General features: G+C 45.4%; 34 protein-coding genes. 9 read left to right on the plus strand and 25 right to left on the minus strand.

From position 1 onward, the window contains the following. Nucleotides 1-436: 436 nt before the first annotated feature. The 5 genes from QUA45_RS03465 (at nucleotide 437) to QUA45_RS03485 (ending at nucleotide 4,653) form a co-directional block, all read left to right on the plus strand. The gene (locus QUA45_RS03465; RefSeq protein WP_333219467.1) at nucleotides 437-943 is read left to right on the plus strand and encodes a hypothetical protein; all 507 of its coding nucleotides are present in this window, start codon (nucleotides 437-439) and stop codon (nucleotides 941-943) included. A gap of 30 nt (nucleotides 944-973) precedes the next feature. Then, complete coding sequence (locus QUA45_RS03470) at nucleotides 974-1,654, plus strand: hypothetical protein (RefSeq protein ID WP_333219469.1); 681 nt, start codon at nucleotides 974-976, stop codon at nucleotides 1,652-1,654. A 197-nt stretch (nucleotides 1,655-1,851) separates the two neighbouring features. Further along, nucleotides 1,852-2,052: a hypothetical protein gene (locus QUA45_RS03475; RefSeq protein WP_333219470.1), complete on the plus strand. Its 201-nt coding sequence runs from the start codon at nucleotides 1,852-1,854 to the stop codon at nucleotides 2,050-2,052. 117 nt (nucleotides 2,053-2,169) lie between these two features. Continuing rightward, the gene (locus QUA45_RS03480) at nucleotides 2,170-3,801 is read left to right on the plus strand and encodes an AAA family ATPase (RefSeq protein ID WP_333219472.1); all 1,632 of its coding nucleotides are present in this window, start codon (nucleotides 2,170-2,172) and stop codon (nucleotides 3,799-3,801) included. 255 nt (nucleotides 3,802-4,056) lie between these two features. Beyond that, complete coding sequence (locus tag QUA45_RS03485) at nucleotides 4,057-4,653, plus strand: hypothetical protein (RefSeq protein ID WP_333219473.1); 597 nt, start codon at nucleotides 4,057-4,059, stop codon at nucleotides 4,651-4,653. A 111-nt stretch (nucleotides 4,654-4,764) separates the two neighbouring features. Here QUA45_RS03485 and QUA45_RS03490 read toward each other — a convergent pair whose 3' ends face one another. Continuing rightward, a complete protein-coding gene (locus tag QUA45_RS03490; protein ID WP_333219474.1) occupies nucleotides 4,765-4,944 on the minus strand; it encodes a hypothetical protein in 180 nt (59 codons plus the stop codon). Between the two features lie 267 nt (nucleotides 4,945-5,211). Between QUA45_RS03490 and QUA45_RS03495 the strand changes: the two genes are divergently transcribed. Then, nucleotides 5,212-5,373: a hypothetical protein gene (locus QUA45_RS03495; protein WP_333219476.1), complete on the plus strand. Its 162-nt coding sequence runs from the start codon at nucleotides 5,212-5,214 to the stop codon at nucleotides 5,371-5,373. A gap of 1 nt (nucleotide 5,374) precedes the next feature. Here the strand turns inward: QUA45_RS03495 and QUA45_RS03500 are convergent, their stop codons facing one another. The 6 genes from QUA45_RS03500 to QUA45_RS03525 all read right to left on the minus strand — a co-directional run bounded on the left by QUA45_RS03500 (nucleotide 5,375) and on the right by QUA45_RS03525 (nucleotide 9,532). After that, nucleotides 5,375-5,938, minus strand: coding sequence for a thermonuclease family protein (locus QUA45_RS03500; RefSeq protein WP_333219478.1), 564 nt, complete (start codon nucleotides 5,936-5,938; stop codon nucleotides 5,375-5,377). Nucleotides 5,939-6,107: 169 nt separating this feature from the next. Then, the gene (locus QUA45_RS03505) at nucleotides 6,108-6,971 is read right to left on the minus strand and encodes a hypothetical protein (RefSeq protein WP_333219480.1); all 864 of its coding nucleotides are present in this window, start codon (nucleotides 6,969-6,971) and stop codon (nucleotides 6,108-6,110) included. 8 nt (nucleotides 6,972-6,979) lie between these two features. Next, a complete protein-coding gene (locus QUA45_RS03510) occupies nucleotides 6,980-7,993 on the minus strand; it encodes a metal-dependent hydrolase (RefSeq protein WP_333219482.1) in 1,014 nt (337 codons plus the stop codon). Next, on the minus strand, nucleotides 7,990-8,196 hold the full coding sequence (locus QUA45_RS03515) for a hypothetical protein (RefSeq protein ID WP_333219483.1): 207 nt from the start codon (nucleotides 8,194-8,196) through the stop codon (nucleotides 7,990-7,992). The genes QUA45_RS03510 and QUA45_RS03515 overlap by 4 nt, the downstream gene beginning before the upstream one ends. Next, the gene (locus QUA45_RS03520) at nucleotides 8,193-8,888 is read right to left on the minus strand and encodes a hypothetical protein (RefSeq protein ID WP_333219485.1); all 696 of its coding nucleotides are present in this window, start codon (nucleotides 8,886-8,888) and stop codon (nucleotides 8,193-8,195) included. Before QUA45_RS03520 ends, QUA45_RS03515 begins: the two co-directional genes overlap by 4 nt. A 92-nt stretch (nucleotides 8,889-8,980) precedes the next feature. Next, nucleotides 8,981-9,532, minus strand: a complete 552-nt coding sequence (locus tag QUA45_RS03525; RefSeq protein WP_333219486.1) for a hypothetical protein — start codon at nucleotides 9,530-9,532, stop codon at nucleotides 8,981-8,983. 196 nt (nucleotides 9,533-9,728) lie between these two features. Between QUA45_RS03525 and QUA45_RS03530 the strand changes: the two genes are divergently transcribed. After that, nucleotides 9,729-10,148 carry a hypothetical protein gene (locus tag QUA45_RS03530; RefSeq protein WP_333219488.1) on the plus strand — a complete coding sequence of 140 codons (420 nt, stop codon included), beginning with the start codon at nucleotides 9,729-9,731 and terminating at the stop codon, nucleotides 10,146-10,148. Here QUA45_RS03530 and QUA45_RS03535 read toward each other — a convergent pair whose 3' ends face one another. The 7 genes from QUA45_RS03535 to QUA45_RS03565 form a co-directional block, all read right to left on the minus strand. Further along, on the minus strand, nucleotides 10,149-10,604 hold the full coding sequence (locus QUA45_RS03535) for a hypothetical protein (RefSeq protein WP_333219490.1): 456 nt from the start codon (nucleotides 10,602-10,604) through the stop codon (nucleotides 10,149-10,151). It lies immediately after the preceding gene. Nucleotides 10,605-11,086: 482 nt separating this feature from the next. Beyond that, the gene (locus QUA45_RS03540; RefSeq protein WP_333219492.1) at nucleotides 11,087-11,245 is read right to left on the minus strand and encodes a hypothetical protein; all 159 of its coding nucleotides are present in this window, start codon (nucleotides 11,243-11,245) and stop codon (nucleotides 11,087-11,089) included. A 222-nt stretch (nucleotides 11,246-11,467) separates the two neighbouring features. Beyond that, on the minus strand, nucleotides 11,468-11,965 hold the full coding sequence (locus QUA45_RS03545) for a hypothetical protein (protein ID WP_333219494.1): 498 nt from the start codon (nucleotides 11,963-11,965) through the stop codon (nucleotides 11,468-11,470). 141 nt (nucleotides 11,966-12,106) lie between these two features. After that, a complete protein-coding gene (locus QUA45_RS03550) occupies nucleotides 12,107-13,264 on the minus strand; it encodes a hypothetical protein (RefSeq protein ID WP_333219496.1) in 1,158 nt (385 codons plus the stop codon). A 121-nt stretch (nucleotides 13,265-13,385) separates the two neighbouring features. Then, nucleotides 13,386-13,748, minus strand: a complete 363-nt coding sequence (locus QUA45_RS03555; protein WP_333219498.1) for a DUF2493 domain-containing protein — start codon at nucleotides 13,746-13,748, stop codon at nucleotides 13,386-13,388. A gap of 78 nt (nucleotides 13,749-13,826) precedes the next feature. Further along, nucleotides 13,827-14,234, minus strand: a complete 408-nt coding sequence (locus tag QUA45_RS03560; RefSeq protein WP_333219500.1) for a hypothetical protein — start codon at nucleotides 14,232-14,234, stop codon at nucleotides 13,827-13,829. 984 nt (nucleotides 14,235-15,218) lie between these two features. After that, nucleotides 15,219-15,407 (minus strand): hypothetical protein, encoded by a 189-nt coding sequence (locus QUA45_RS03565; RefSeq protein ID WP_333219502.1) that lies wholly within the window; start codon nucleotides 15,405-15,407, stop codon nucleotides 15,219-15,221. 297 nt (nucleotides 15,408-15,704) lie between these two features. Here QUA45_RS03565 and QUA45_RS03570 point away from each other — a divergent pair, with 297 nt between their 5' ends. Further along, nucleotides 15,705-16,403 (plus strand): DUF4417 domain-containing protein, encoded by a 699-nt coding sequence (locus QUA45_RS03570; RefSeq protein WP_333219504.1) that lies wholly within the window; start codon nucleotides 15,705-15,707, stop codon nucleotides 16,401-16,403. 128 nt (nucleotides 16,404-16,531) lie between these two features. Here QUA45_RS03570 and QUA45_RS03575 read toward each other — a convergent pair whose 3' ends face one another. From QUA45_RS03575 to QUA45_RS03600, 6 genes are all read right to left on the minus strand, one after another. Beyond that, entirely contained in the window at nucleotides 16,532-17,464 is a 933-nt protein-coding gene (locus tag QUA45_RS03575; RefSeq protein ID WP_333219506.1) for a DNA phosphorothioation-associated putative methyltransferase, read from the minus strand. Between the two features lie 88 nt (nucleotides 17,465-17,552). Next, nucleotides 17,553-17,996 (minus strand): hypothetical protein, encoded by a 444-nt coding sequence (locus QUA45_RS03580; RefSeq protein WP_333219508.1) that lies wholly within the window; start codon nucleotides 17,994-17,996, stop codon nucleotides 17,553-17,555. A gap of 119 nt (nucleotides 17,997-18,115) precedes the next feature. Further along, nucleotides 18,116-18,976: a DUF5895 domain-containing protein gene (locus QUA45_RS03585; protein WP_333219509.1), complete on the minus strand. Its 861-nt coding sequence runs from the start codon at nucleotides 18,974-18,976 to the stop codon at nucleotides 18,116-18,118. Between the two features lie 127 nt (nucleotides 18,977-19,103). Then, nucleotides 19,104-19,631 (minus strand): hypothetical protein, encoded by a 528-nt coding sequence (locus QUA45_RS03590; RefSeq protein WP_333219511.1) that lies wholly within the window; start codon nucleotides 19,629-19,631, stop codon nucleotides 19,104-19,106. 78 nt (nucleotides 19,632-19,709) lie between these two features. Next, nucleotides 19,710-20,006, minus strand: a complete 297-nt coding sequence (locus QUA45_RS03595) for a hypothetical protein (protein ID WP_333219513.1) — start codon at nucleotides 20,004-20,006, stop codon at nucleotides 19,710-19,712. Nucleotides 20,007-20,078: 72 nt separating this feature from the next. Further along, nucleotides 20,079-20,456, minus strand: coding sequence for a hypothetical protein (locus QUA45_RS03600; RefSeq protein WP_333219515.1), 378 nt, complete (start codon nucleotides 20,454-20,456; stop codon nucleotides 20,079-20,081). A 142-nt stretch (nucleotides 20,457-20,598) separates the two neighbouring features. Here QUA45_RS03600 and QUA45_RS03605 point away from each other — a divergent pair, with 142 nt between their 5' ends. Beyond that, on the plus strand, nucleotides 20,599-20,952 hold the full coding sequence (locus tag QUA45_RS03605; RefSeq protein WP_333219516.1) for a hypothetical protein: 354 nt from the start codon (nucleotides 20,599-20,601) through the stop codon (nucleotides 20,950-20,952). A gap of 66 nt (nucleotides 20,953-21,018) precedes the next feature. On the opposite strand, the gene QUA45_RS03610 is transcribed toward QUA45_RS03605, so the two are convergent. From QUA45_RS03610 to QUA45_RS03630, 5 genes are all read right to left on the minus strand, one after another. Further along, entirely contained in the window at nucleotides 21,019-21,330 is a 312-nt protein-coding gene (locus QUA45_RS03610; protein ID WP_333219518.1) for a hypothetical protein, read from the minus strand. 88 nt (nucleotides 21,331-21,418) lie between these two features. Then, a complete protein-coding gene (locus QUA45_RS03615; protein ID WP_333219520.1) occupies nucleotides 21,419-22,054 on the minus strand; it encodes a hypothetical protein in 636 nt (211 codons plus the stop codon). A 7-nt stretch (nucleotides 22,055-22,061) separates the two neighbouring features. Continuing rightward, nucleotides 22,062-22,484 carry a hypothetical protein gene (locus QUA45_RS03620; protein WP_333219522.1) on the minus strand — a complete coding sequence of 141 codons (423 nt, stop codon included), beginning with the start codon at nucleotides 22,482-22,484 and terminating at the stop codon, nucleotides 22,062-22,064. 134 nt (nucleotides 22,485-22,618) lie between these two features. After that, complete coding sequence (locus QUA45_RS03625) at nucleotides 22,619-23,449, minus strand: siphovirus Gp157 family protein (protein WP_333219524.1); 831 nt, start codon at nucleotides 23,447-23,449, stop codon at nucleotides 22,619-22,621. Between the two features lie 141 nt (nucleotides 23,450-23,590). Beyond that, the coding region (locus tag QUA45_RS03630; RefSeq protein WP_445305287.1) for a DUF3846 domain-containing protein at nucleotides 23,591-23,863 on the minus strand (273 nt) is incomplete at its 5' end.

A 23,863-nucleotide genomic window follows, 5' to 3' on the forward strand; every position in this document is an offset into this window, starting at 1 on the left:
AAAAGCACGATTTGGCGGGGTCTAGCGGGTTTGGGGATGATTCCACCTTTAGCGGTGGCAAGTGCGTCACAAGCGCACAACACGGGGGTCTAGTGCGGGTCTAGCGGCATCGGTCGGAGTGTTGCCACAGTTGCCCTGGTCTAGCGGTGGCAGTGGCAGGCAGTGTTGGTCGGAGCGGTGGCGGTCTAGCTTTTTTGCTTCACAGGTGCGACATCAAACCTCGCACTTTTTTAAAAACTGGGAGAGGTGGGAGGGGCTGGCACACAGAGAGCGGTCGGAGCGGTGAGGTTTTTGGTAAGGTTGGCACTTTCTAGCTTTTTTATGTCACAGGTCTTTATGTAAAGAGTTGATGTTTAAGTATTATTTCGGTAGACACTGAATTGAAAAAAGGTTAAATATACTATATGTATATAGCTGCCACTATCAATAGTTACAGATGAACAATCAAAATTTATCTAAAGGACAAGCAAATTTAAAACTTGCACTTTGGAATGCACAAGCTAACTCAACAAAAAGTAGTGAAGTATACGCACAACTTCAAGAGCTTAACCTTCCCAAAGAATTTATCAGTCGATTGCATGAACTAATTACCTTTACCAAAAAGGTTGGAGGTAAAGTTTTTGCTGTTGGAAAAATTGTACTGCTAAAAATTCTTGAGTTTGTTAAGGCTCATCCATTTTTAGTAGTGGGTGCTGGCATAGGTGCTGTAGTTGGGGCTGCTATTGCAGGTTTAATAACTTCAGTACCATTTTTAGGACAAGTTTTAGTTCCGGTGGCAGCAGCATTGGGAATAACTGTTACTGTAATGGGTGCTGTGGTTGGGTATAGACTAGACAAACAATTTCCAAACGTGGGTGAAGATGTTGGTGAAATCGTTAAAGATTTCTTTTCTCTGTTTGCAGACGTATTCAATATTGTATTTCGTAACGTTGTTACAGCTTAATTTTCCACCTGAAATTACCGAGAGTTACTAATGTATAACAAGGAAGAATTGACGAAAGAACAACTGATTAAACTAATTGATGAAATGAAAAATAATCCGACTGATGGATTGGAAGTTATTGCTAGTGCTGGAGTGACTGCATTAGGCGCTGGTGGAGCTGGAGCAGCAGCAGCACTTTTAGGGACAACCACCGCTTCCATACCCATTGTCACAGCCGTAACAGGTATTAGTATGCTTTTAGCTGCTCCTGCTGCCCTCGTTGCGGGTGCTGCTGTAGTTGGCGGAGCTACTGTATATGGTGTATCAAGACTCATCAAAGATGGTGGTTCTCATGAAGGTAAACGTAAGCAGTTATTGAATGAGTATGAAGAACTGTTAAGAGAAATGGAAGCTAAAGAGAGGCGGTCTAACTCTGATCAGCAAGATAAGACAAGATTTTATTTGGTGCTGAAAGAAGCGGTCACTAATAATTTAATTAGTCCTGACGATGCTCATCAATTGGTGCAATCTTTAGAAAATGGTCATATTTCCCTTAGTGAAGTCTACCAACTTGTCGAACAACTTTTTTCAGATACTCCAATAGCTCAACCTATAAAAGTAGTTATTGATTGTCCAAATTGTTCTCAAAAGCTACGCGCTCCAAGTAATTTAGGACAACTGAATTTAACCTGTCCCAAGTGCAAGCATAGTTGGTCTTGCGTTCCCAAGTAAGGGTGTAGCCGATATACGGGCAAAAGGCGTTGTTTAATCCGGGGATGAAACCAATAAGTTTAAAACCCTTTCCTGACGTAACAGCAAGGGTTACAGGACTTAGGCGGGGAAATTAGAGTATCCCCGCCTAGAACAAGGTTTTGGAGTGAGCTGGAAAATGGGGTATTCCCGTAGCGATATACTTGTTCCAGATAAAAGTGTTTGAATGTGCGGTAGTGATGCTGGTGGAACACTACCAAGATAGTCATGATTTCGCTCAGGCGAGCGTCCCTGTGCGCGTCGGTGTGTTTTCACCGCCTGGCCGAGCAACTGCTGTTGCCAGAGAAGTTCAAATTTTGCAGAAACCGTCGATGTGGCACTATAGTTCTTCTAAACTAGAGGTGGGAGATGCGTGCTGAATCGGTTTGACAATCTTCAGCTTAACTGGCTTCTCCCTTTCCTTGCTTATTCCGAACAGACGTTACTTATTTATCTTCTTTGTAATGTTGAAACACAAAGTAATATCGACCCACAAATTGAAAGTTCCTCCTAAGCAGGCAAACAGTAAACCCGAAATTTTAGATTGTTGCGGGTCAGTAGTAATTATAGGAGCTAACGGTGCTGGGAAAAGCAAGTTTGGTGTTTGGATAGAGCAGAATCAATTAAATTCTGAAAAAGTTCATAGAATTTCAGCACAAAAATCTTTGTATTTTCCGGAATACGTGCCATTGAAGGGCTTAGAGGAAGCCGAAAAGGAATTACTGTTTGGTACTAGCGACTCTTCTTTGTTAAAGTCGAACTTCCCTATAGCAAAGATGATGAGTAGATGGTCAAATGCTGGCCTCTCCGATGACTCAGCTATAAGGGATGGTCTAAATGACTCTGAAAAAGCACTTACTCTCCTTTTTGCTAGAAAAGCTCAAAGAGATAGCCAAGTAGTTAAACTTCTTAAAAAAAGGGAACGCGAAGGTAAAAACGAGACTGTTAAAATACCAAAGTCTCCAGATGATATTTTATTGGAAATTTGGAAAGATCTCTTACCTCATAGAGAACTTGTGATTGAAGACAACAAAATTAATGTTTTAACTTCAGGTAAGACTATCTATCACGGGGGAAAAATGAGTGATGGAGAACGGATAGCTTTTTATTTAATGGCACAATGCCTCTGTGTACCGTCTGATTCAATTGTAATTATAGATGAGCCTGAAATTCATCTTCATAAATCCTTAATGAGCCAACTTTGGTCAAGAATTGAGGAAGCACAACCGGGCTGCTTGTTTGTTTATATTACTCATGACATTGATTTTGCAGCTTCTAGAGTAGGCGCTAAAAAATTATGGCTCAAAAGTTATGATGGTAAGCACTGGAATTGGGGTGAAGTTCCAGAAACTGAAGGTTTACCCGAACCAATTTTATTAGAAATTTTAGGAAGCAGGAAAAAAATTCTTTTTGTCGAAAGTAATATAGGAGGTTTAGATTATAAGGTTTATGAGGCGGTATATCCAGAATTTTTGATAATGCCTTGCGGTGGTTGTGAAAAAGTGATTGAGGCAACTAAAGCAATGCGAGGTAATTCAGCTCTTTATCCTGATGTTGAAGCTTTTGGTATCATTGATATGGATTACAGACCTCAAAATCAGATTGATTCTTTGAGAACATTTAATATATTTGCGTTGAATGTGGCTGAAATTGAGAACATATTCTGTGTTCCTGAACTATTAGAAGTTGTTGCTAATCACCTCAATTTTGATAACTCGTCCGATATCTGTCAGCGAATTGCAAATTTTGTTATTAATAAACTAGAGCAGGATTTGCAAAATCAGGTAGCCAAACGTTCTGCATCAGAAATTCAATTTAAGTTAAATAAGTTTAATGAAAAAGAGAGTAAAGACAAATTTTCTTTGGAAAAAACTTTTGATAATTTAGTGACATCTATTAATGCTAATGAAATTTACGAAAAAAATTTGGATTTATATAAGAATATAATTTTGTCTAAAGATTATAAGAAAGCGCTAATTGTTTATCATCAAAAAAATTTACATACTCTAATTTCGCCTTTTTTTGATTTAAAATCTAATGGATACCTTAAATTAATTTTAAGGTTGCTGTCTAGTGAGCGTAAAAATGATATTGTATCTGCACTAAAAAAATATACTCCACCTTTATAATTTGTTAATTTAGGATTGTTCTTACAATGGAAATTAGATATCATAGTTTTATTTTGCTTCTATGCCCTAGATATAGAAATTGCAGTTTCCCCGCCTAAAGCCCTAGCGGGATTTTTTCGACGGGCTGCTAAATTTTTTCTGAAATGAAGAAAATCGGTTTCAGACCGTCGGAAAAATAGCCGCCACCCTCCTTAACTGTTGCCAGGAATCAAGAAACCGTGTGTCACGCGCTTGACACTGTTTGGCATGACTGTCATGTTAAATGAAACGCTTGACACACGGGATTCGCTTGTTATGCCTAACCCTAAAAAATACGAAGACTCAATCAAAAATTCCCGTTTTAAAGCTGCTTGGCATAGCGGCCCGACTCGCACCATTCGAGTTCCGAGCGCCCTAGCGGACTCTACTCTCGACTATGCCCGACAGCTTGACCGAGGTGCTGAACCGCGTTACATAAATAATAATTTCAGATCAGAAGTAGAGGTAAAGACAGATGAATCCCATGACACAAGCGGTTCGATTGATGAAGTAAATAGATTAAATGATGAGGTTGAATCACTCAGGCAAGAATTAGAAGCACTAAGGGCTGAGAATCGACGGTGGGAAAAAGCTTTTAAGGGGTTCGAGGAAGAAAAATACGAGCTTGAATGGGAAGTGGGAGTAGTGCGCTCACTACTTGGCTCAGCGACTTGCTCGCCGATTTTTCCGGCAGTGGCTGAATTTAAATTATTACAACCCCCAGAGGTACTTAACTTACTGAAAGGTAAGCGCAAGAAAACAAAAGCTGATTTACGCGATATTGAAGTTGTCTGGCAGATACTTGAGGAGTTAACCCCTGACAAGGGAAATTAGGAATTATGCCCCCTTAAAAAGGGGCTTTACTGGGATTGAACCAAAATATGCACCAATCAGAACCCCGCCCTTATGACGCTGTACTCGGCGGATCGGGGCAGCAAACACCCATCAACTTCTTTGAGTGGGTGGATTTGTCGCAACTGCTTGCCGTCGCACTTGCATCGGCGGGACCCATCCTACTTCTGTTTGCGATAATCCAGCTTGACGCTGGCTCCCGGCAACTGCCACAATCCCGGCTTTAAGCATTCCTTCAAGGAGGCTCAAAGCCAGCGATTTTCCTGTTTCCAAAGCTCAACGGATTGTGTTTTTCTAATGTGCGTAAGGATACGTCGGACAAGTTAAAATATATCCAGTGTAATGGTGAACCAATTAAATTAAAAAGCTATTAACTCATGGAAGACAATAAGATTTCCCAATTCATTCAAGCGCTTAAATTTTTTGAGTTAGAGCTAGAAGAAATGACCGGGAAGCCCGGTTATGAAGATAGAAGAGGCAAAGTGATTGCGGTAAGGAAAAAAGGGGATTCGTCGCGGATACTGTGCGCTTATTCCACCTATGACGAACTCTTGGATTGGGCAAAACAACAATTCCGCACCCCTATTTAACGCTTTGGCTGAGGATAATTTCACCGTTGTTTATCACCATTGGAAAGCTGCCACATTTCCTGCTGTTGCGATCGCTCCTGACTGGCTTGGTGTATACCAAACATTGGCGTAAATCAGCTCTTATCTTGCTTGCGATAATCCCAAGGTCTTTCACCACCATTGGGAAACCCCCACACTCCCCGCTGTTGCGATCGCCCCATCTCCTCTGCGATATCGAACGCCTCACGGTTGTGACAATTGGCGCTGTACTGTTTGTAGTGATAAGCCATACCCGCTTTGAGCATTTCCTCTTGCACTGATTGTTCGCCTGATGGTGACTCTAGCAATACTTCGGCGACACTGCGACCGTACTTGTCCCGATCCATCTCAATAACTATGACCTGACCTTTTGCTTGGGCAACTAGGGAACGCAGGTAATTCCGAGACTCAATACCCAGGGGTTGCTTGGCTTCCGGTGCATCTATGCCGCACAGTCGAATCTTTTGTTCGCGATTGTCACACTTAACCCGAAAAGTATCGCCGTCGTAAATCGAGCCTTCAACCACCTGACACCGACGCGATTCTGTTTGACTGGGAGGCTTGGCTAGTTTAGGTTGATCGCCGTCGGGTTGGTAGAAGTGGAACCAAATCAAACCTGCAATGGCTAACAGGGGTAGGGCATTGAGGAACTTCTGCATTTATGGATGCCCCAACGCTTTTTCTATTGTCAAATGTGTCAATTGTCTGTCAATCCAATTCTCGCAATCTTCAAAAAAGTGGGCATCTTTTATCAATACCTTACCACCAGAAATAAATTGAACTAAAAAGCCTACTTCTTGCGGAGTAATGATACAGTCTTGATAGCTCTTACTTAACATCAATCACCACCTCTAAGTTAATCTGCCTGTCCTTTTGACCCAGGTTTTTAATGCGGCGTACTCTACCAGCTACGGGGGATTTAATCTGAGTTATTTCCCGCAGTTTCGATTCTATTTCCTGTTTCTGAGCTACCAAGCTGGCTACTTGGTACTGCTGCCTCTGCATCTCGGATTGTTGCCTCACCAGGTTCAGCGAATGCTCGTACTGTTGGTGTTGGTAATTGCTCTTAGCTTTGTTGAGTGCAGCAATGGCGCTATTTAGTTGCCCCACTAATCTTGCTTTAGATTCAGCAAGTTTGGTGCGGTTGTTCGCTTCAACGGTGATGGCTTCTGCTCTTTCTTCTAGTTGTTTGGCTTCTAATAACTTCCTGAGCGTCTCATCCTTAAATCTGAACGAGGTTTCTGGTGCTGGTGCTACCGAGTGGGCTTCCATTAGTTGCAGTTCATCCTTAATTTGTTGGATGGCTGCTTCTTCTATGGCAAAGTTGGGTGCGGGAAGTTCGGCTAGTTTACTCGTAGGAATTGATAATTGTTGGATGCTGTTCTCGATTTGCTTGCGTTCTGCTTCCAAGGATTGGCGTTCTTCGGTGCGGTCGCTGATGATTTGTCCGGCTGCTACCTCCGATCCTTCAGCAATCTTTAAATCGTTGAGGGAAATCACTTGCACTTGAATGCGATGTCTTTTTCCTGGTTTTGTTGATTGCTGTAGCTGAATAATCGGTTGCTTTTGTAAGCGGGGGATGGGTGCGGATGCGGGTGAGGGTGTTAGTGTATTAGACTGCGGGTTGAGGTTGAGGAAAGGCAAGAATCCGACAACTCCCGCTCCCAATGCAGTTGCTATATATTCTTTCATAGGCTACCTCATAAGTCTGGTTTAGGGCTAAATATCTTGGCTTCTAGGGAACCCGTGATGTATTGTCCGCTCAGTAGTTTGATGGCTGTTTCTAGTGGACAGTAGTTAAAAGTTATTTTATCACCGATTAGTTTCGCTATCTCTAACTGTTTGGGGTTAGCGACTATTTTAATTGAATCTGGTTCATCTACTGTTAGCGTACCCGTCACAAAGATGAGAGTATCGGGAATGGGAGCTATGGCAAACTCTTCCTCGTCAAACTGCAACAATTGAACTGATGCAGATGCGGGTTGCCCTACTTCCGCAGTTAATCGGCTGCTGATTAGATTTGTACCTGTTTTCCACAAACCCGCTTGATTGTAAATAATAAACTCGTTACCTTCCCCCGCTACTATAAAATACTTACCGTTTGCTGAACTAGAATCGCTGGCAAAAGTGCCGCTTACCTGAGCGTAAACGTGGTAAGAAGCCGAGTTGGTTTGATAAATCTCCGTGGCATTCGAGCGCAATCCCAGGGAATTCCCCACCAATGCTGTCGGGCCACCCGTTCCGCTTAGTTTAATCGCTACAGCCAAAGTAATGGTGGCAATAACTAACACCCAGTATTCGCCAGCGCCTCCGGTTTGCAAGCGTCGATTGGGGTTTGAAACCGATATACACCAAGTGGGATAGGGCCAGAAGAACTGCACTCCCTGTTTGGTGAATATATCGGAGAAGCAACTTATGAAGTGTCCCAATGGTAAAGATAGCCACGTTTTCCAATCAGCGTAAAAGTAGACAGGTACAGAGACTAAAGCCAAAGCGCAAGTTGCCAGGAAGCAGTGAGTAATCGAGCGGTGGGGAAAGCGCTCCTCAATCCAGTTGCTAATCGGAAATAGGATTTGCCCGATGGTACTCGTAGAAGTATCCACATCGGGTAACTGACTGCCGGCAATTGCTAATGCCAGATGCAGGGAATTACCAGTACCTAGGAGCAATGAAACTCCTGCTGCTGAAATAATAGAGTGGGTGAGCGCCATCATTTCAAAGCTTCTCCCACAGGCATAAGTTTTCCGGCTTCATCTATTAGCTCTAAACGGTATTCGGAGGGGTCATCTAAATCTAAATCTGACACCTGACAGCAGTCATAAAACTCAGCATCGCCTGCAATGCCAAGCTCGTAAATATTCACCCATTGTTCTGGGTGTAAGTTGTGCGATTCTGTTGCAGGAATACCTCTAATCATTGACCCAGCCTCTTCTTTGCACCTTCGACCCGCCCTAATTGTTTGGCAGCCATCGCCGCAGTTAAAGCAACGCCACCAAAGATTTGCCAGTTCTTGTTGCCTGTTCCCATTCCCACATAGCGAATCACGGCAAAAGAGAACAATCCAGCTAGCAGGATGGGCATCATTACTAAATATTGGCGGTGCTCCACTGTTTGATTGATACCGAGTTTCTCTTGCTGCACTACTTTCCTCGCCAGCATCGGATTCCTCCCCGCTAGCGGTTGCAGTTGGGAAAGCCGAGCTGCTGTGAGATTCAAACCCAACTTAGCCGCTTCATCTTCCATTGCAGATCTAATAGCGCGATCGCTGGGCAATTCTAATTCAACTTCGATCATCTTGATGAAGATATCGCGACCGGGGTTAGCCACAGCCAAGCAACAAACCCGACAACCAGCTTCGATTAGATCCTCAAGCCAGAATCGAATTCCCGTGGTGAGGCGCTTGGCTTCGGGCAGCAGCAATAACGCATCCGTGGAAATATTGAGCGCGATTTCTTCTTTGAGTTGGTCTAAGGTCAATTGTTTAACTTTACCTTTGTCATCCTCCACTTCGGTAGGAATGTCCAATTGTTCGGCTAACTGCTGAAAGAATTTCTTACCACTTCCTTTGTAAGTAGCCGTAGCAATGGAGAACTCCCCCGCCAATTCCAAAGCAACGCCTGTCGCTACATCTTCCAGACCGGTTCCCAGCTCTCCGGTGACGATACAGCAATGACCGCTGCGGAGGATTTCACAAACTTTGGTTACTTCGTTTCTGGATTCTTGCCTTGGTTCTGACGGTGCCGCTGCAACAGTTGCTGGGCTATTGATGCTGCGGCATTCGGCTTTGGGGTGGCTGCCTCCCTAATAGCTTGGAGTTTTGCTCTTTGCTCGTCAGACAGCTCCTCCTCGGTCATCAGGGCAGCCAGGTGCAACTTAAGGAGGTGTGGCGTGGCTTCTTGTTGCACTTTGAGTTCGCCTGCTTCCCAAATTAATCGGTTTCGCACCTCCTCATCTTCGTCAATGCCCGGTATCTCCGGCTGTACGGGAATATCTAATTCCGATGCCAAACCGGAATTTTCTGATAGCGCTAGTTGGCCGCCGCCACCGAATCCCTGCATCTTCCCCGTTGCTTTGATGTGCTCGCTCAAATCCTCCATCAGTTTCATTTGCTCGGCATTGAGATACGGGCCATCCGCATCTTTGCTTGCCTCAATTCCCAGGTGCTTCAATCTGTTGTAATACGTAGACGATCCGATACTTAACTGTTCACAAACTTGTTCTGGTCGCCATTTCGTGGAAAGTTCTGTTGTCATTGGAATTTTGGTAGTTTTTTAATATCAGATTTACATAATATGAACTATACACCGCACAAAATCCACTTATCAACTGGAATATCGAACCGGAATCCACCACGAGTTTAGCTCCGTTATTCCACTGTGAGTAAATCCGTACAATTAGTATATTTTGTTACTTAACGGTGTCTAACAAACCAAGCTGGAATGAGAAACAATGCAAAGCGACATGGGCAACAAGGAAAGCGGAGCGTGGAACATGGGAACCTTAGCGAAAAGGCGGAGGAATCCCCAAACCGGGGAAAGCAGGGATATCCTGACTGGTGCGGATTGGAACGAGGGCGCAACGAGCAAGAACCGCAGCGGAGTTTCGAGTATCTCTGAAAGCATCGGGGGGGACGACATCACCGACTGGGCGAGGTTTAAAGTGAATGTTCCGGTGCAAGTGAATTTAGTAACGGACAACGCCATCGCAGCAATTGTGAACTCTAGCTACCGCGTGGTTGTGGATTCGAGCGACGGATATTCGAGCAACTTGACAACCACTTTGGAGCCTGGAGTCTACTTTATTCAGTTCAGCACTGAATCTTCCATTGGGTCTTTGTTTACCTCGAAGTTTACCTTGACTGAGGTTTAATCAATCCATGCAGATGATGGCATTGGGGCAGTGTTGTTCGATGAGGGAACGGACAACACTCCACTCACCACGCCCCCCAGACCATCCGAGTTTGTAAGGCAAGAAAGGAGTTAGCTGCAATTCCAAAGATTTAGCGTGGAGTTTGGACAAACAAAGCGCCAGGGCTTCGTAATCGGTATAGCGTTTCTTGCTGCCGTGCAAGTTTTGACCAGCCATATTGCACACCCAAAGCTCTGGAGTGGAGCTAACCCGAACCATTTGAATTTTGCCGGGAACAAAGCGCTCTCCACCTGCATCGGGGCCGCAGAAGCGTTGATACTCCAACTCTACAAAGGGCCACTCGGATGCAATTGCCCTGCCCAAACCCGTATGCAGCACACCCGTGCAGCACACTTGGTGAGCGATGATGCCCGTTTCAATATCGGGGATGATTTTCAGCTTTATTTCTAGTACCATGTGCCTTATGATACTCGCCTGTTGGAAATGCTAAACAAATCCAAGTTGTTGAAAGTAATGGTTCTGTAACAAACTGTAATAACCTGGATTAAAGATTAATTAGTGCAGCATCAAAGTAACCTTGAATAGGGCAAGTCTGGGAATAACAAATGCAGATTATCTTCATGGGCGAGTGCACCGAAACACAGCGAATATCTTGATATGCGGGAGCACCGAAACACAGCGAATATCTGAGTATGTGGGAGCACCGAAACAAGCCAATAACGGGAGTGTACCCAAGCATCAAAACACGACCAATGGCTTCGCGTACCAGAACTCAAGGGATATCTCATGCGAGAGCACCGAAACACAACGAATAGCGAGAGTGTACCCCAGCACCGAAACACGACCAATGCCTTAGTGTACCAAAGCATTGAAATAGCGAGGAATATCGGGCAACGGGAGAAGTGGATAGAATGCAACCGTTGCCCCAAGTTTAGGAGCTACCAGCGCCCGCAAGCGTGATAGTAATCCGATTCTATTTCGTGCTGGAGTTCTAGGTAAGCTAAATAAGGTGCGAGGGATGGTTCTGGGTCGATGTATTGTGCTAATTCTTGCTGTAAGAACACAGCAATGAATTGCACTAAGCTAATTAGGAGCATGGGAATCAGGATTGCTATTTGTGTTTTATACCCCTTGCGATAACCGTTTAATTAAATTTTTATTGGTAATGGTGTAGCGTTGATACTTGGTTTTTCCTATTCCCAGCAATCCCATAATTTATGTACCAAGGCACCAATATAATTCAGGATTGCTGGGCAATCTAGGTCTGCGGGGGCACCCAAACACCCAGCGCACAAACTCTCGGTACGCTGTGCTTGGGATTAGATGCAGGGATTGGATGAGTTGCCCCTTCGTCCGGTGCGCGTGGAGCCTAAAAGGGTACTCACCACGGTGCAGCGTTCTGCATTTTCTTTCGTTAGGTGAATGCGACCCAAGCGCCCGTTACTCACGCCGAGCCAGTTGTACTGCATCCGATAAGCTCCATCTTTTTTATCAAAGTAGAAAGTGGCAGTTTTGATAACCACTTTGGGGTCGATGCCCGCACTTTGCCACTGGGGAGGTTCATCAACTCGGTGTACCGAATATTGGATGCCCTGGGGTGTTTGTCTAATCTGACACTCCATGATTAATCTTTCGCGTCGAGCTTCCGATTTCGCTTTTTGGAAGCACCAATAAATCCGATCGTTCGCTACGCTAACTTGTTGGGAATTCATAAACCCAATCCATCCCGGCACTGCGATGGCGCACAGGATGTTGAGGACTACTATGAGAATGAGTTTTTCGGTTAGCGTGAATCCAGAATCGGTGGAATAGCGCATGACAGTTGCCTCATATTGTTTGCACCCATGCGGTAGCTGTTTTCTTGGTATTTCCTGTTTCTTGTTACCTGAAGTAGTTGATAAACAAAAAAGCGATCGCACTCTGGTTAAGTACGACCGCTCAGTTATTCGAGAGCGCGCTTACTCTCGGTCAGCTTCGCTAACTCGGCGTTTGGATTGTTTTACGCTTTTGATTCCGAGTTCGGCGTCGATGTCGGGTTCCATTCCTAATAAATGGACATTGCGCTCCATCCATTCGCTAACTTCATCTAGGGTGGCAGCGCGCCGTTTCAACGGCCTTGGTTGCGGTTGTTGGGGCTTCGGATGCTGGGCTTTGATGCGGTTGGCTTGGTTCCGAGCTTCCTCAAATTGCTCTGGTTCAGCATTCTCGGCTGCATCTATCGCTTCGTTGATGCGGCGGGTTGCCTGCTTTTCGGGAGCTTCCACTTGGCGTTGGGTGAGTTTGTTCTCGTTAATTTCGAGGAGCCTTGCCTTCACCCGTTGGAGATTGCGCTTGCGGGCTTGGGCTGATTCCAAACCTAGGAAGAAATCTGGTGCTGCGATAAATTCCTTGATGCCGCTGTTCACTTTGGCGGCTAGTTCGAGCATTTCACCCAGAAGTTTGGCTGACTTTGATGTGAGCGCCGTTGCTCCCGTGCTGTCAAAGTAAATCCTTCCCTGCCAGCAAGTATCGCCCCGCATCTGTTCGACCAATACATCCGGGATATTCGAGAAATTGGGTGCGGAGAGGGCGATCGTCCGTTTGTTGGGATTTCGGAAATCGGCTTCGATGCGGGTGCCGTTGGGAAGGTCGGTCGTGTAGCGGGGTACTGAATCTAGGGATTCTGATGATTCATCTTCAATGCGTTCGAGGATGCGGTGTCCCCACTCGTCCAGGGCTACTGAGAGCAGTTCTTCGGTAACGGCTAACAAATCCTTGAGTTTTGTCAATTCTTTAATGCGTTCTAAGCCGAAGGTATCCTCGAAATGGGCGCAGAAACGCTCCCACAGGTATTTATTGAGCTGTTGATAATCCCATTCATCTTTGGAATAGGAACCATCATCTTGGCGGCAACCCGGTGCGATGATGAATTGCTCTAATTCTCCCTTGGATTTAGCATCCATGAAGCTGGCTCGTTTATCTCGATGCTGCCAAGCGACTTGTCTCACCCCGTAGTAGAGTTTCTTGTATGTAGCGATGGCATCCTTGATAACGGTTTGGGCTTCGGCACTGATTGCCGCTTTTTCTGAAGCCTTGGGTGCGTAGATTCCGAGTTGGGATTTGTTGATGAAGTTCACGGTCGTTTCTCCTGAGTGGACTTGTGTTTACACAGATTGCGAAAGCAGTTTTATTTACTTTCCTTTTTTTCTTTGCTCTTCTTGTATGTGAGCCTTTTAATGCCTTGCTCAGGGCAACTTTCTAGGGACGATAGCGCACAATTCTCAGAGCCAAGTTGTATTGATTGGCTAGATTAATCATGTGCTGGGTTCCCCGTGACGAGCCATCCCAGAAAACGATGCAGTGAGTGGCATATTGCGCCATTGATTCGTTGCGCCGATAACCCGCTGATTTACCGTATCGATTCCAATCGGCGGGCATTACCTTGAGTGCCATTCCCCGCGATCGGGCGTAGCGTTCGCCGAGGCGATCGGCACCCCGCGCACCTCCAGATACTATTTCTACCTGGTCGGGAGAATAGCGCTGGAGGTACATATCTACCAAGCTTTCGAGTAATTGGTAATCGTTGAAATCTCTCGAACCCGCGATGATTACTTTGAGCATTGTCTTTTCCTCCTGTTGTTAGTACAAAAAAAGGCAGAGATGTTACTCTCTACCTCGTTTCAAATCTCGTTAATTCAGTTATTGTTTGTACTCGCTCCTCATTTTCCAAAAGGTAATGCTGAAGCGTTCTTGGCTGTGCCACAAGATTGCATGGGGTAATTTGCAGTTAAATTCATAGATATCTCCATCCTCCAAATCAATTACTTCCCGATTGTTGGGTAAACCAATCCCAAACTTGGCTTGTCCGAGGTTCACTCCTCGTGCAATTAATGTGGCGTAGTTGTGATCTCGATGCCAATCAATTTTTCCGTTATAAGTCAGCAATGCAATATCACAGCCGGGGAAAACTCGTTGAGCAAATTTCTCAATTCGATTGTCCGAATAAGCTGGATAAATTTTGGCATTGGTTCGCAAATCACATTCGGCAAAAATCCACATTCTCAATCGACCGGGTGCATAGCTGGATCGATCTTCTCTCATATTCATTGTTCTATCTTGACACCAGTTTCTCAAATCCTCGATTGAATCCTGGTCTACTTTGTTGATGATTCTAAACATTTTCTTTTCCTCAGTCACTACACTTTTAGGAGACAGGGGTGCGAGGAAAAGTTAGATTTTGTTAGGCTTGCGTGAGCGTCAACTACTTCTTAGCTAATCCGGTAGTTGCGACCGTTTTGTTGGCTTCTCGCCCTGTGTTTAGTAGCAGTTAGCGAGTCTTCGAGCCTTACTGCTACTTGATACGGGGCGTGAAGCTTACAAAACTGCCAGCTACCCGATTAGCTTAGAAGTTGTCCGCGAGCCAAGTCTTACAAAATGTTGCTTATGTCAAGGCTTAGAGTTTGCTCGCTTAGAAGAGGTTAGAATTGGGAAGATTTCAGACGCCGCCAACACGCGTAAATAAAATAGAAAAATTCGTTGGCGGCGTTTGAAATCTTAGTGCCGCCGACAACACTCAAGCACCAATAAAAAATCGTTGTCGGCGGCACGTCCCAATTGTTAGCGAGTCTAACGATTGCAAACTCTTACTTGCTCTCGGACGCTTACGGAGACTTAGCAAATACGGTTCACTTACAAACTGCAAATTTTCACAGACTCACTTAGCGAATACGGTTTAGTTAGTGTCAGTTAGCGAGTCTTCGAGCTTACTGACACTTAGTAAAGCCTATTCGCTTAGTGAGACAGTGAAAATTCCTTGCAGTTTGTTAGTGAAGCCTATTTGCTTAGTCGGAGTTAGCGTGCGTGAGGCCTTGCACCGTTTCCGACCGCCTCTGTATACTGCCCAATGTAGTGACGGCCCAGCGGCCTGAGCGGCCCCAAACAAATAAAAGCGAAGCAACTGCTTTTGCGAGGAAGTTCGGGGGAGCAATTTCGCATTCATGCTAGAAATCCTCCCCCGAACTTCTGAGGAGTGTCTCCCCCCGAGGGGGCAGGGGGGGGCAACGAAACCAAAGCGCAGCAACCTTTTGAATTTCAAGTGCGATCGATAGTGCGGGTAGTGAAGGTTTCCCAAATGTTTGGATTGCAGCGGGCGGTCGTGTAGGACAATCGCTTCGCGGTCAAAAAAGTGCGATCGCGATCGACAACCGCGATCCCAATAGCGCTGGGGGCGATCGTGGATGCAGACACGCCGCTCGGTGCATGGGTGTTCCCCCTATTCACCGATTCCTTGACTATAATTGTCCTAAAATAAGGCTGATTATTCTGCTAAAAGGGAACATCAGGAAGCTCAAAAAAGGACAATCTACACTTTCCAAAACGCTTATTGTGATTGAAAACGAGCTTTTTTCTTCTGTGTTCAAAACTTTCGACAACTACTACATACGAAATAACATCGGTGAGTTTGAGTTTTCACGGTTAGCAGCAAGTAGCGGGCGAACAGGAGAGCATCAATAAAGTTGGTTTCCACGGTTTGCAGCAACTTGTAGAGCGGGTTAACAAAGGAAGAGCCAACGAACAATGTTACATCCAAAGCCAGAAACAATTGCGAGCGATCGTACTGAAGCGGGGAAGTTGCAAAGGAAGCTGCTGCGGGCGGGGGGTTTGGTATTCCCTGCCGATGATTGGGATGTACCCATGCTGATGCTCGAATGGCAAGCAACGGGTTTAGAACTTCCCCTGGACGCTTGGGGAAGTAAAGCCAAGAAGCGGGGAACTACGGGAACGTTCCACTTTTACCAAGATGATTACAAATTTACGCAACTGCTGTCGAATCCGATGGCATTACCGGCGCTTTATCCCAAGGCAGCCTGCGAATTGAATTTCAGCACCGACCTCAATACGCCCCTGGCTTACCTGATGGGATTGATTTATGCCAAGCGGTGGACGAGCCGAGTTTGGCAATCAGAAGCAGCAATTCGGATTTGGGTGGATGTTAATTTTGCAGCAGAACAAGCTCCTTGGCAACTGTTGGGAGTACCCAAGGGATGGAGGGCTTACTCGACTCGGGGATGTGGCGATAATTTCCAGTACAACCTAGACCAGTGGGAGATGGCGTGCGAACGAGCCGAGACGAAGGAGATCGTATTTTTGGTAGTGGGAGGCGGCAAGAAAATTAAGGAACAGTGTACCAAGCGCCATTGGATATGGGCTCCCAGCTTTTGGGAAAGGGCAACTGGTAAATTTGAGGGAGAAGGAGCGGGTAAGGATGGGCGGTAGGAGCAGCGGGGGATGGGGCAACAAGTTTGAGGAAGCGCTTCAGAGGTTAGCGATGCTGGAAGAGAACCCGAAGACGAAGGGAAAATACGGCATCAAACAAGTTAGACCGGGGCGCTGGTCTGTACTTCCTAAAACGTGGAAGGGGGTGACAAATCCATTTGCGCCATAGAAAAGTGAGCCATGAAACCTGGTTTGGGAGCCACTGTCACTTTAGTCGCGGTGGGTGCAGGTTCTTTAAGAACTTGCTGGATGTACTCGATTCGGGAGGTAAGGAAATCCAATTGTTCTCGGCGTTGCAATGCTTTAGCTGCTTCCTTGAACTCGGGAGACTCAACCGTTCCCAAATGGACTACAAAGCTCTTGCCCTTTTTACCCGGTAAATCTCGATTGGGAGAGCGCAATCGGTAATAAGTTTGATTGCTATTGCTGGGTGAATAATCTTCAATGTAAGCACCTTGGGGCAGTAAAGTTTGACACCCCAACCGATAGCGTTGTTTCTTATAATTGACCAGCAAGCGCTGAAGTTCGGAAGGCGGAGTATTGTAAGCGGTTAGGACTTTTGAGGGAACCTTGGGGATAGCCCAAATGCAGTTTTCTAAGCGCACTAAATCGCATCCCAATATTGCTTGCAGGTAAGCTTTTCCCGAGGTGGCGGAGTAGTGCTTTTCAAAGGTGTTCCACTTGGTGATGATGCCATCATTGAAGCGGGGTGCCGCATCTTTTGCCCTACCCGATAGCAATCCCACTATGAGATATTTCTGAGCTAAGTTCCAGGCAGCAACCAACACTTGTTCGCGTTCTGCTGGGTCTTCGATTACCGATAACACGAAGTTGAGCATTACCGCATCAGCGGGTAAGGGACTCGAATCGGGGAAATAGTACGGGTCGTAACGGCTGATTACGGGATATCCCATTGCACTCAACCGTTCTGCATCTTGCCCGTAACCGCAACCGTAATCGGTAATGGTAGTTTCTGGGGTAATCAATCCAAACTCTATCGCTCTTTGGCAAGGTCGCGATAGTTTATGGCGGTTGATAGCTGCTTTGTGGCGGTGTAGCATTTTGTTTGGCGTTGGGTGCGCTGATTCCACTAATAAGATTGTACCTCCCAGGACTAACCTGGGAGTGCGATTCAATTAGTAGGGAATATCATGTTGCCCAAGTATCTGTTACTCGATTGCTAATATCCCAAGAACTAACATTTGGGAGCAGTTTGGGAGTTTTCACAGATGCGGGAAGTACCGATACCTCGACTTCAACATTGCGCCTTTCCCAAGAACGGCGGTTGTAGGCTTTAAGCTCCTCCAAATTCATCCCCCACTTTTGCATACCGTAACTCGCGAGTTGTTCTAGAGTAAAGCGCTTTTCCTGGGGCGTTCCGAATACTTCTGCAAATTTAGCTTTGTAGGTATCCCAAGAGAACAGCTCGCCCTGAGCTATTTTAGATTTCCTGAGCGCTTTTCCTTGCAGTTCTCGGATAGCATAATACACACTTTCCCACTCTTTTTCCGAGTAATCTTTGACGGTGAAATCATCACCAAAAGCTGCATCAAAGTTAGGGGGTTGGGGTTGTTTGGCAGTTGTGCGAGCCATATTGTACCTCGTTATCGTTGTTTTCACCATTGCGGTAGCCGTTTTGTTGGGGTTTCCTCTATGCTTTTAAATTGTTTGAGTTCTGGGGAATTGAAGTTACTCAATTCCCCAGAGGTGAATTAGCTCTCAGATAAAGCTAGCGGTTGAAATTGCGGGAGTACGGGGATGGTCAAAGGGCGCTCCGGTTCAAGGGCTTCCCAAGTCCATTTTTTGGTTTGTTGGTCGTAACCCAAAAAGTGCTGCTTCCAAGTTTCTAGAGTGGGTTTTGTGTGCGAGGTAACGTAACAGCAGGCTGATTTCTTTTTCTCTCCGACTATCTGGCGCTCTACCTCGAACTCGAACACGCACAAGCTCTTGAAAGCCGCATTCTTGGGTTTGGCAGCGATGCGGTTTTCGATGGCATGGCAAGCTGTAATCTCGGTGCAGAATTGCTGCCAGTGCTGGCTAAAACTGCCTTGAGTCGCACCCTTGGCTTTGTAACTCAAAGGAATGGAGTGCAGGGGTTGGTTCTGGGCATTAACGAGAAAGATTTGGAAATACTGGACGTTGCCAATGCGATCGTTCTCTTTGCAAGTGCGATCGTACAGACCCAGAATGACCGTTTGTTGAAGCTTTTCACTTTCATCCCGGTCAAAGGCAAGCACAGGTGTTTTAGGACAAACGAGCATCCGGGGTTTGCGGATGAGGATACCCTGCTCGGTTTTTCCTGAATTGAAAGTGTACTCGATTAGTTGGGATTCATCGAAATTTAGCCAACCTGCTTGTGCCATATTATCCGCAGTTATGAAGTAGCCGCAGTGTTCAAGGTTGGATTCCCCCCGCACTGCTTGAATGCGTGGTAGGCGAGCTTCGGGGTCTACGAAATCGGGACTGGCAAACTCATCGCGTTCGATGGTAGCTTCTACAATTTCGGGTACGGGCCTTGCTTCGGATTGGACATCAGCATCGGATTGAACATTTGTATCTGATTTCTTAGCCATGATAAAACCTCCTATTTTTCACTCAAAGCGAAAGCCATTTACTTTCACTTTCATTGATTGTTAGTTATCGAGTTTTAGCTTTGATTGGCTGCAAGTTTATAGTTCATAACTTGCAGCCGAGCTAAGATTACTTGGTATCGAAGAGTTGCTTTAGGGGAGCGAAATAAGGCAACAATGCTTCTACTCCTTCGCGAGCAGCAACTCGGATAACATCAGCTTGACCGAAAGGAAAATTGCGTTTAAACGGGTCTTCAAATTCATCAAATTGTCGAGCCCATTCTACTTTTTCAGGATGTTGAGATAAGTGTCGGTGCCACAAAGCGATGTAGTATTGAATCCCCCAATCATCGATAGCAAAACTGGTGCCTTGTTCGTTCGACTTCACGGGTAACTCGCGATCGCCTATTTGCCACGCTATTTGCTTGCATCCTTGGCGCTTCCAATACCTCGCAGCAGTCCATCCAGTTACCGGGTTCGGGGCAACCTTCAAAACGCTTGGCGCATTGGTAGTGGTTCTCGATGCAATCTGTTGTACCAAAGCTTTCACAAAGCAAAAGAACGGGCTGTAGCGCTTGTCTCCACGGGAATGGCACTGCAAGATGCGCTTGTCACCTTCAACGCGGTACTCACCCTCAAATACTCGATTGTTGATCACTTTTATCTCAACTCAATGAATGTTGTACCCCAGGCGATAGCACTTACCTGGGGCTTTTCTTTCTCCATCAGTCAGCCGCTATTGCAGATGTACTGGATTCACCACAAGCGCTCCATATTCTTCGCCTTCTGGGATGAAGTCTTCAACTAAAGCGCCGTTTACTTTAACTGTGGCTACAGCTTTGTGATTGCTTGTAACTTTGTGATACTCGGAACGCACAGCTTCTCTTGCTTTGTTTTGTAAAATTTCGATGCAGCAATCTTCATCTTCTTCGGGGTCTATTTGCGCCCACAGCGAACAGGATAAGTCAACTGAATTAAATCCACCCAAGTTAAATTTACGGGTGTAGCTTACGGCGATAGTTCTGATGTTCATGGGTTTATTTTTCCTAGTGTTGCACCCCAAGCGTTAGCAATTACTTGGGAGTTTTGTGGGTTATTGATGCTGTTAGAAATGGTTTGATTCAAAATCATAAGCTTGGGGATTTGGGGTGATCTCGTCCTCCGTCCGCCACTTAGTTTCTCCTTGTCCCGTGAGAGCTTTGACTCCGTAGTACCAAACTGGTTCAGCCATCAAAGAGCCGTGCTGCCACCTAGCGGCGTAGAGTTCGATGCCGAAGATGCGCTTTTCTTCCCAATCATCAACGGGTAAATCTGGGCTAATCAGCCACACTTTTTGACCGATAAAGTATGCCGGGGTGGGGATTATCCACTCGTCTGAGTCTGCTGCAACTTCGAGGCAACAGCGCAACTCGATGGTTTGAGTAGTTAATGGAATGCGGTAAGGCTTGGGTAATTGAATGGGTTTATTGGGTTGAATTAGCATGGAAATTATTGGCTAGTTTCACCCCAAGCGATAGCCATTACTTTGATATTTTATAACTCATTAAAATTAGGATTTATCGATAATTTAAGTCACTTCAATAAAATGGCTAACGCTTTGGTTGCAAACAAGATTAATCAAAGCCATGAACCAAAATCAACCCGGCTGTTATTTAATTCACTGGCAACCCGCCATTGGTAATCTAACTAATCCCAGAGCCACGGCATCCCACTATTTGGGCAGCACTAATAAACCCGTGGGCGATCGTTTGAGGGAACACAAGTCCAAAGTGGGAGCGCGAATCACCAAAGCTGCGGTGGAACAGGGGCGGGAGTTGGTGTTGGTGAGGACTTGGCGCGGGGGGTGGCATCGGGAACGGGAACTTAAAAAGCTCCACAACAACCGATTGCTCTGCCCTATCTGCAATCCCCGGCGCGATCGCAAACACCATAAATCCAGGACGCACAAGAGCTGTGGAGTAGCACTAGGGAAAGATTAGCGATCGTTTGGCGTGTATTAGATGAAGAAATAGCGCTGTGTTTCTGAATCTAATACTCCTTACTTTTTAAAATAGACTGAGTTGACCCTCGCTTACAGGGCATTTGCGAGGGCGTTTTGGGAGTCCGCTGCGCCACCCCGGATAGGTTTCTGCTGGCCATCCCGTACTGATAAAATGGGGAATCTTGGCAACTTCTTGCAACCATGTTCTGTAGGGAGTGTATTTTCTAAATCCAAATGGAAAGCGCTCTCTGGATATCCATTTCTTAGCCGCTTTTCCTTCTATCGCTTCTCCCATTAACAAGCATTGAGCTTCGTACTCTAAAAGAGCATCGGCAATGCTATAAATTGCTTTATCTCTCCAAGTCGTTCGCTTCATTGCTTGGCTTCCTTTTGACTACAGTATGGGTGTTTTGTACCCATGCCGAGGCTGTAATATTGATACTTCCTTCCCCGGCATGGATTATTTAGTTGTTCTCTAGTTGCTGCTGTTGCTTCTTACCTTCTGAGATTCTAAGCTTCAGGGTGTCTAATGCCATTATCGCTGTCCAATTACCCCGGTTAGCTAATTGAATATATTGCTGTATCAATTCTTCGGTTATTTGTTGGTCTAGCCATTGCACCAATTCTATGGTTGCTTGGCGTGCTTGGGGATTGGTGTTGCCGAACATCTCGAACATTCCCAACTTCTGCATCTGCTCTAAGGTCATATCCTCTACCGCTTTTACGGCTTCTTTAAACTCTTGCTCTGATAAGGTGGGTAACTCCTTGGGATGCTGCTGTAACAGGAAATAATCGATTTCTTTGTATGCGCCGACATACATTTTATGGCAAACTGTGTCGCATAAAATAGCGTGTTCTGGTATTTCATCATCGGAGCCTAAATTGTAGGGTTCTAAGTGAATAGCTAAGGCTATGTGTTCGACCAAGGGTGCATACACGGCGTAGTAACTGAATGTAGCCATTGCTCTGCCACTGCTCCATGTAGCTTTGCTTCCTTGATAGTAAAGAGCAAAGTATTGAGTGTTGCTGACTCCGACCATTTCGGGCAGCATGGGTGGCATAAGTACGGGTAATTCGATAAAGTGCGTTCCTAACATCATTCTTCTCCTATTCAAATAAAAACAACGCTTTATCATCATCTTCATGATTCTTGGCATATTCGATGTCTACCTGCTTTCTCAGTAGGTCAAATTCATCAAATAATTCAGTGCGGACGTAGGTGCTGCTTTTTCGGCTCGACAGTTTGTAATAGGCGTGTTGCCACTCTGCAAACGCATTCAAGGATGCAGTGTAATGCAATAACCAATCGCAGTTGTTGAGATGATTGAATCCCCACTTTTCATCAGCCCATTCAGTGCTCGAATCTTTGCCGTACCAGCATACGTACACCGCTCCAGGTAATCCTTTTAACAGCACTATGTCGTAAAGATTCCACGCTTTTGTGTATTCATGGCATAGTTCTTCATTGATGCACTCTCCGCCTTCATCTAAGCCCATTTGAGCGCAATCTAACCCTAAAGTGCAGTGCATGATGTTACCTCTAACTTAGTATTGTTTCTACACTAGCAATAGCCATCTTATTAAATTTATTTTGTGTTTTTATTTTAACATTAAGCCTGAAACAATCACTTTTGGGCAATGATTATTTCAGGCTTGCTGGCAATCTATCGAACTCTCAAATGAGTTTCACGTTCTCCGAATTGTGCAACTCGTTGAGCTTCGATATCTCCCGCTTCTAAGGCTTGTCGGATAGCTGAGTTATCGGGTGATACTTCAACGCGCTGAAATTGGGGAGGAAGTTCTTGGGGTTCACAAGAAAGTTTGAGGGGCAAGACTCCGCCGTTGTTGCTGATAGTTAAGTTAAAGCGGTGCAAACTTAGCTTATTGACACCCTGGGATTCAAGGCAAATTTTAAGTTGTTGCTTCATCCAATCCACCCGTTTGCTATCGGTAGCTGCAAGTTTACTCAACCGTTCTGCTTCAGATTTTCGTTGTTTACTTAAAGCGTGGAGGTTGGTAATGACAGCGCAGTAGTTATCAATTTTGGTGAGCCATTGCTCGTATGTGCCATCCCGTTGTTCGAGGAGTTGTTGCACCGCTGCTTCTAATTCAGGGGTGATTTCTTCACCTTCGGTGCTGTCGATTAGTTCATCCAAATCCTCCAATTGAGCCGTGAGTTGGTGCAATGATTTACCACGCACTCGTTCTTTTTCTCGGTGCGCCTCACAGCGACTGGAGATAAGAGCACGTTGGTCTGGATTCATGTGTTGCCACGCTCGCTGCACAATGGAGTCGGATTCAGGAGTATCGGAAGTATCGTGCTGTGCTGTTAGTTGAGCTTTGAGGTTAGTCAGTGCTTCTATTCCTTGCTCTGATGCTGCTAGTAATTGAGCAACAATGGCATCCAATAAGGAAGTGTTGGGCGTTGATTCAATCAATGCAGTGGAAGTAGGAGCTTCTAGGGATACGGTTGATTGCGCTTTCTTTCTGGCCATGATGTGTTTCCTATTGTTTTAATTGTTTGCACCGATTGCGATAGCTATTTTGTTTTCCTTTTGTTACCTATTTTTTATGGGTTTTTAGGTAACTTTTCCAATAGCGGAGTTGCCCCAAGTAAAAACTTGAGGCACCTTTTTTTAGGAAGGAATCACCAAACTCAGATTAGTGGCTACTAATTGAAACTGAGCTTCGGTCAAGCCTATTGTTTCACCATCTTCTGTAGATGCAACAGCAATTACTTGACCGCAGAGTGCAATACTTCGGGTGGTAATGCAGGTTAAAGGCAATTGCTTGTGTAAGAATTCCTCGTCGCAGATTAAGTCGATGTTAGGGCAGGGTAAACGCATCTTAACTTTAACCCAAAATATGCTACACTTATATCCGAATAATTTTCTATGTAGTTTTTTGTA

Origin of the sequence: Microcoleus sp. Pol12A5, assembly GCF_036701435.1 — a bacterium.
In the GTDB taxonomy this organism is placed as follows: domain Bacteria; phylum Cyanobacteriota; class Cyanobacteriia; order Cyanobacteriales; family Microcoleaceae; genus Microcoleus.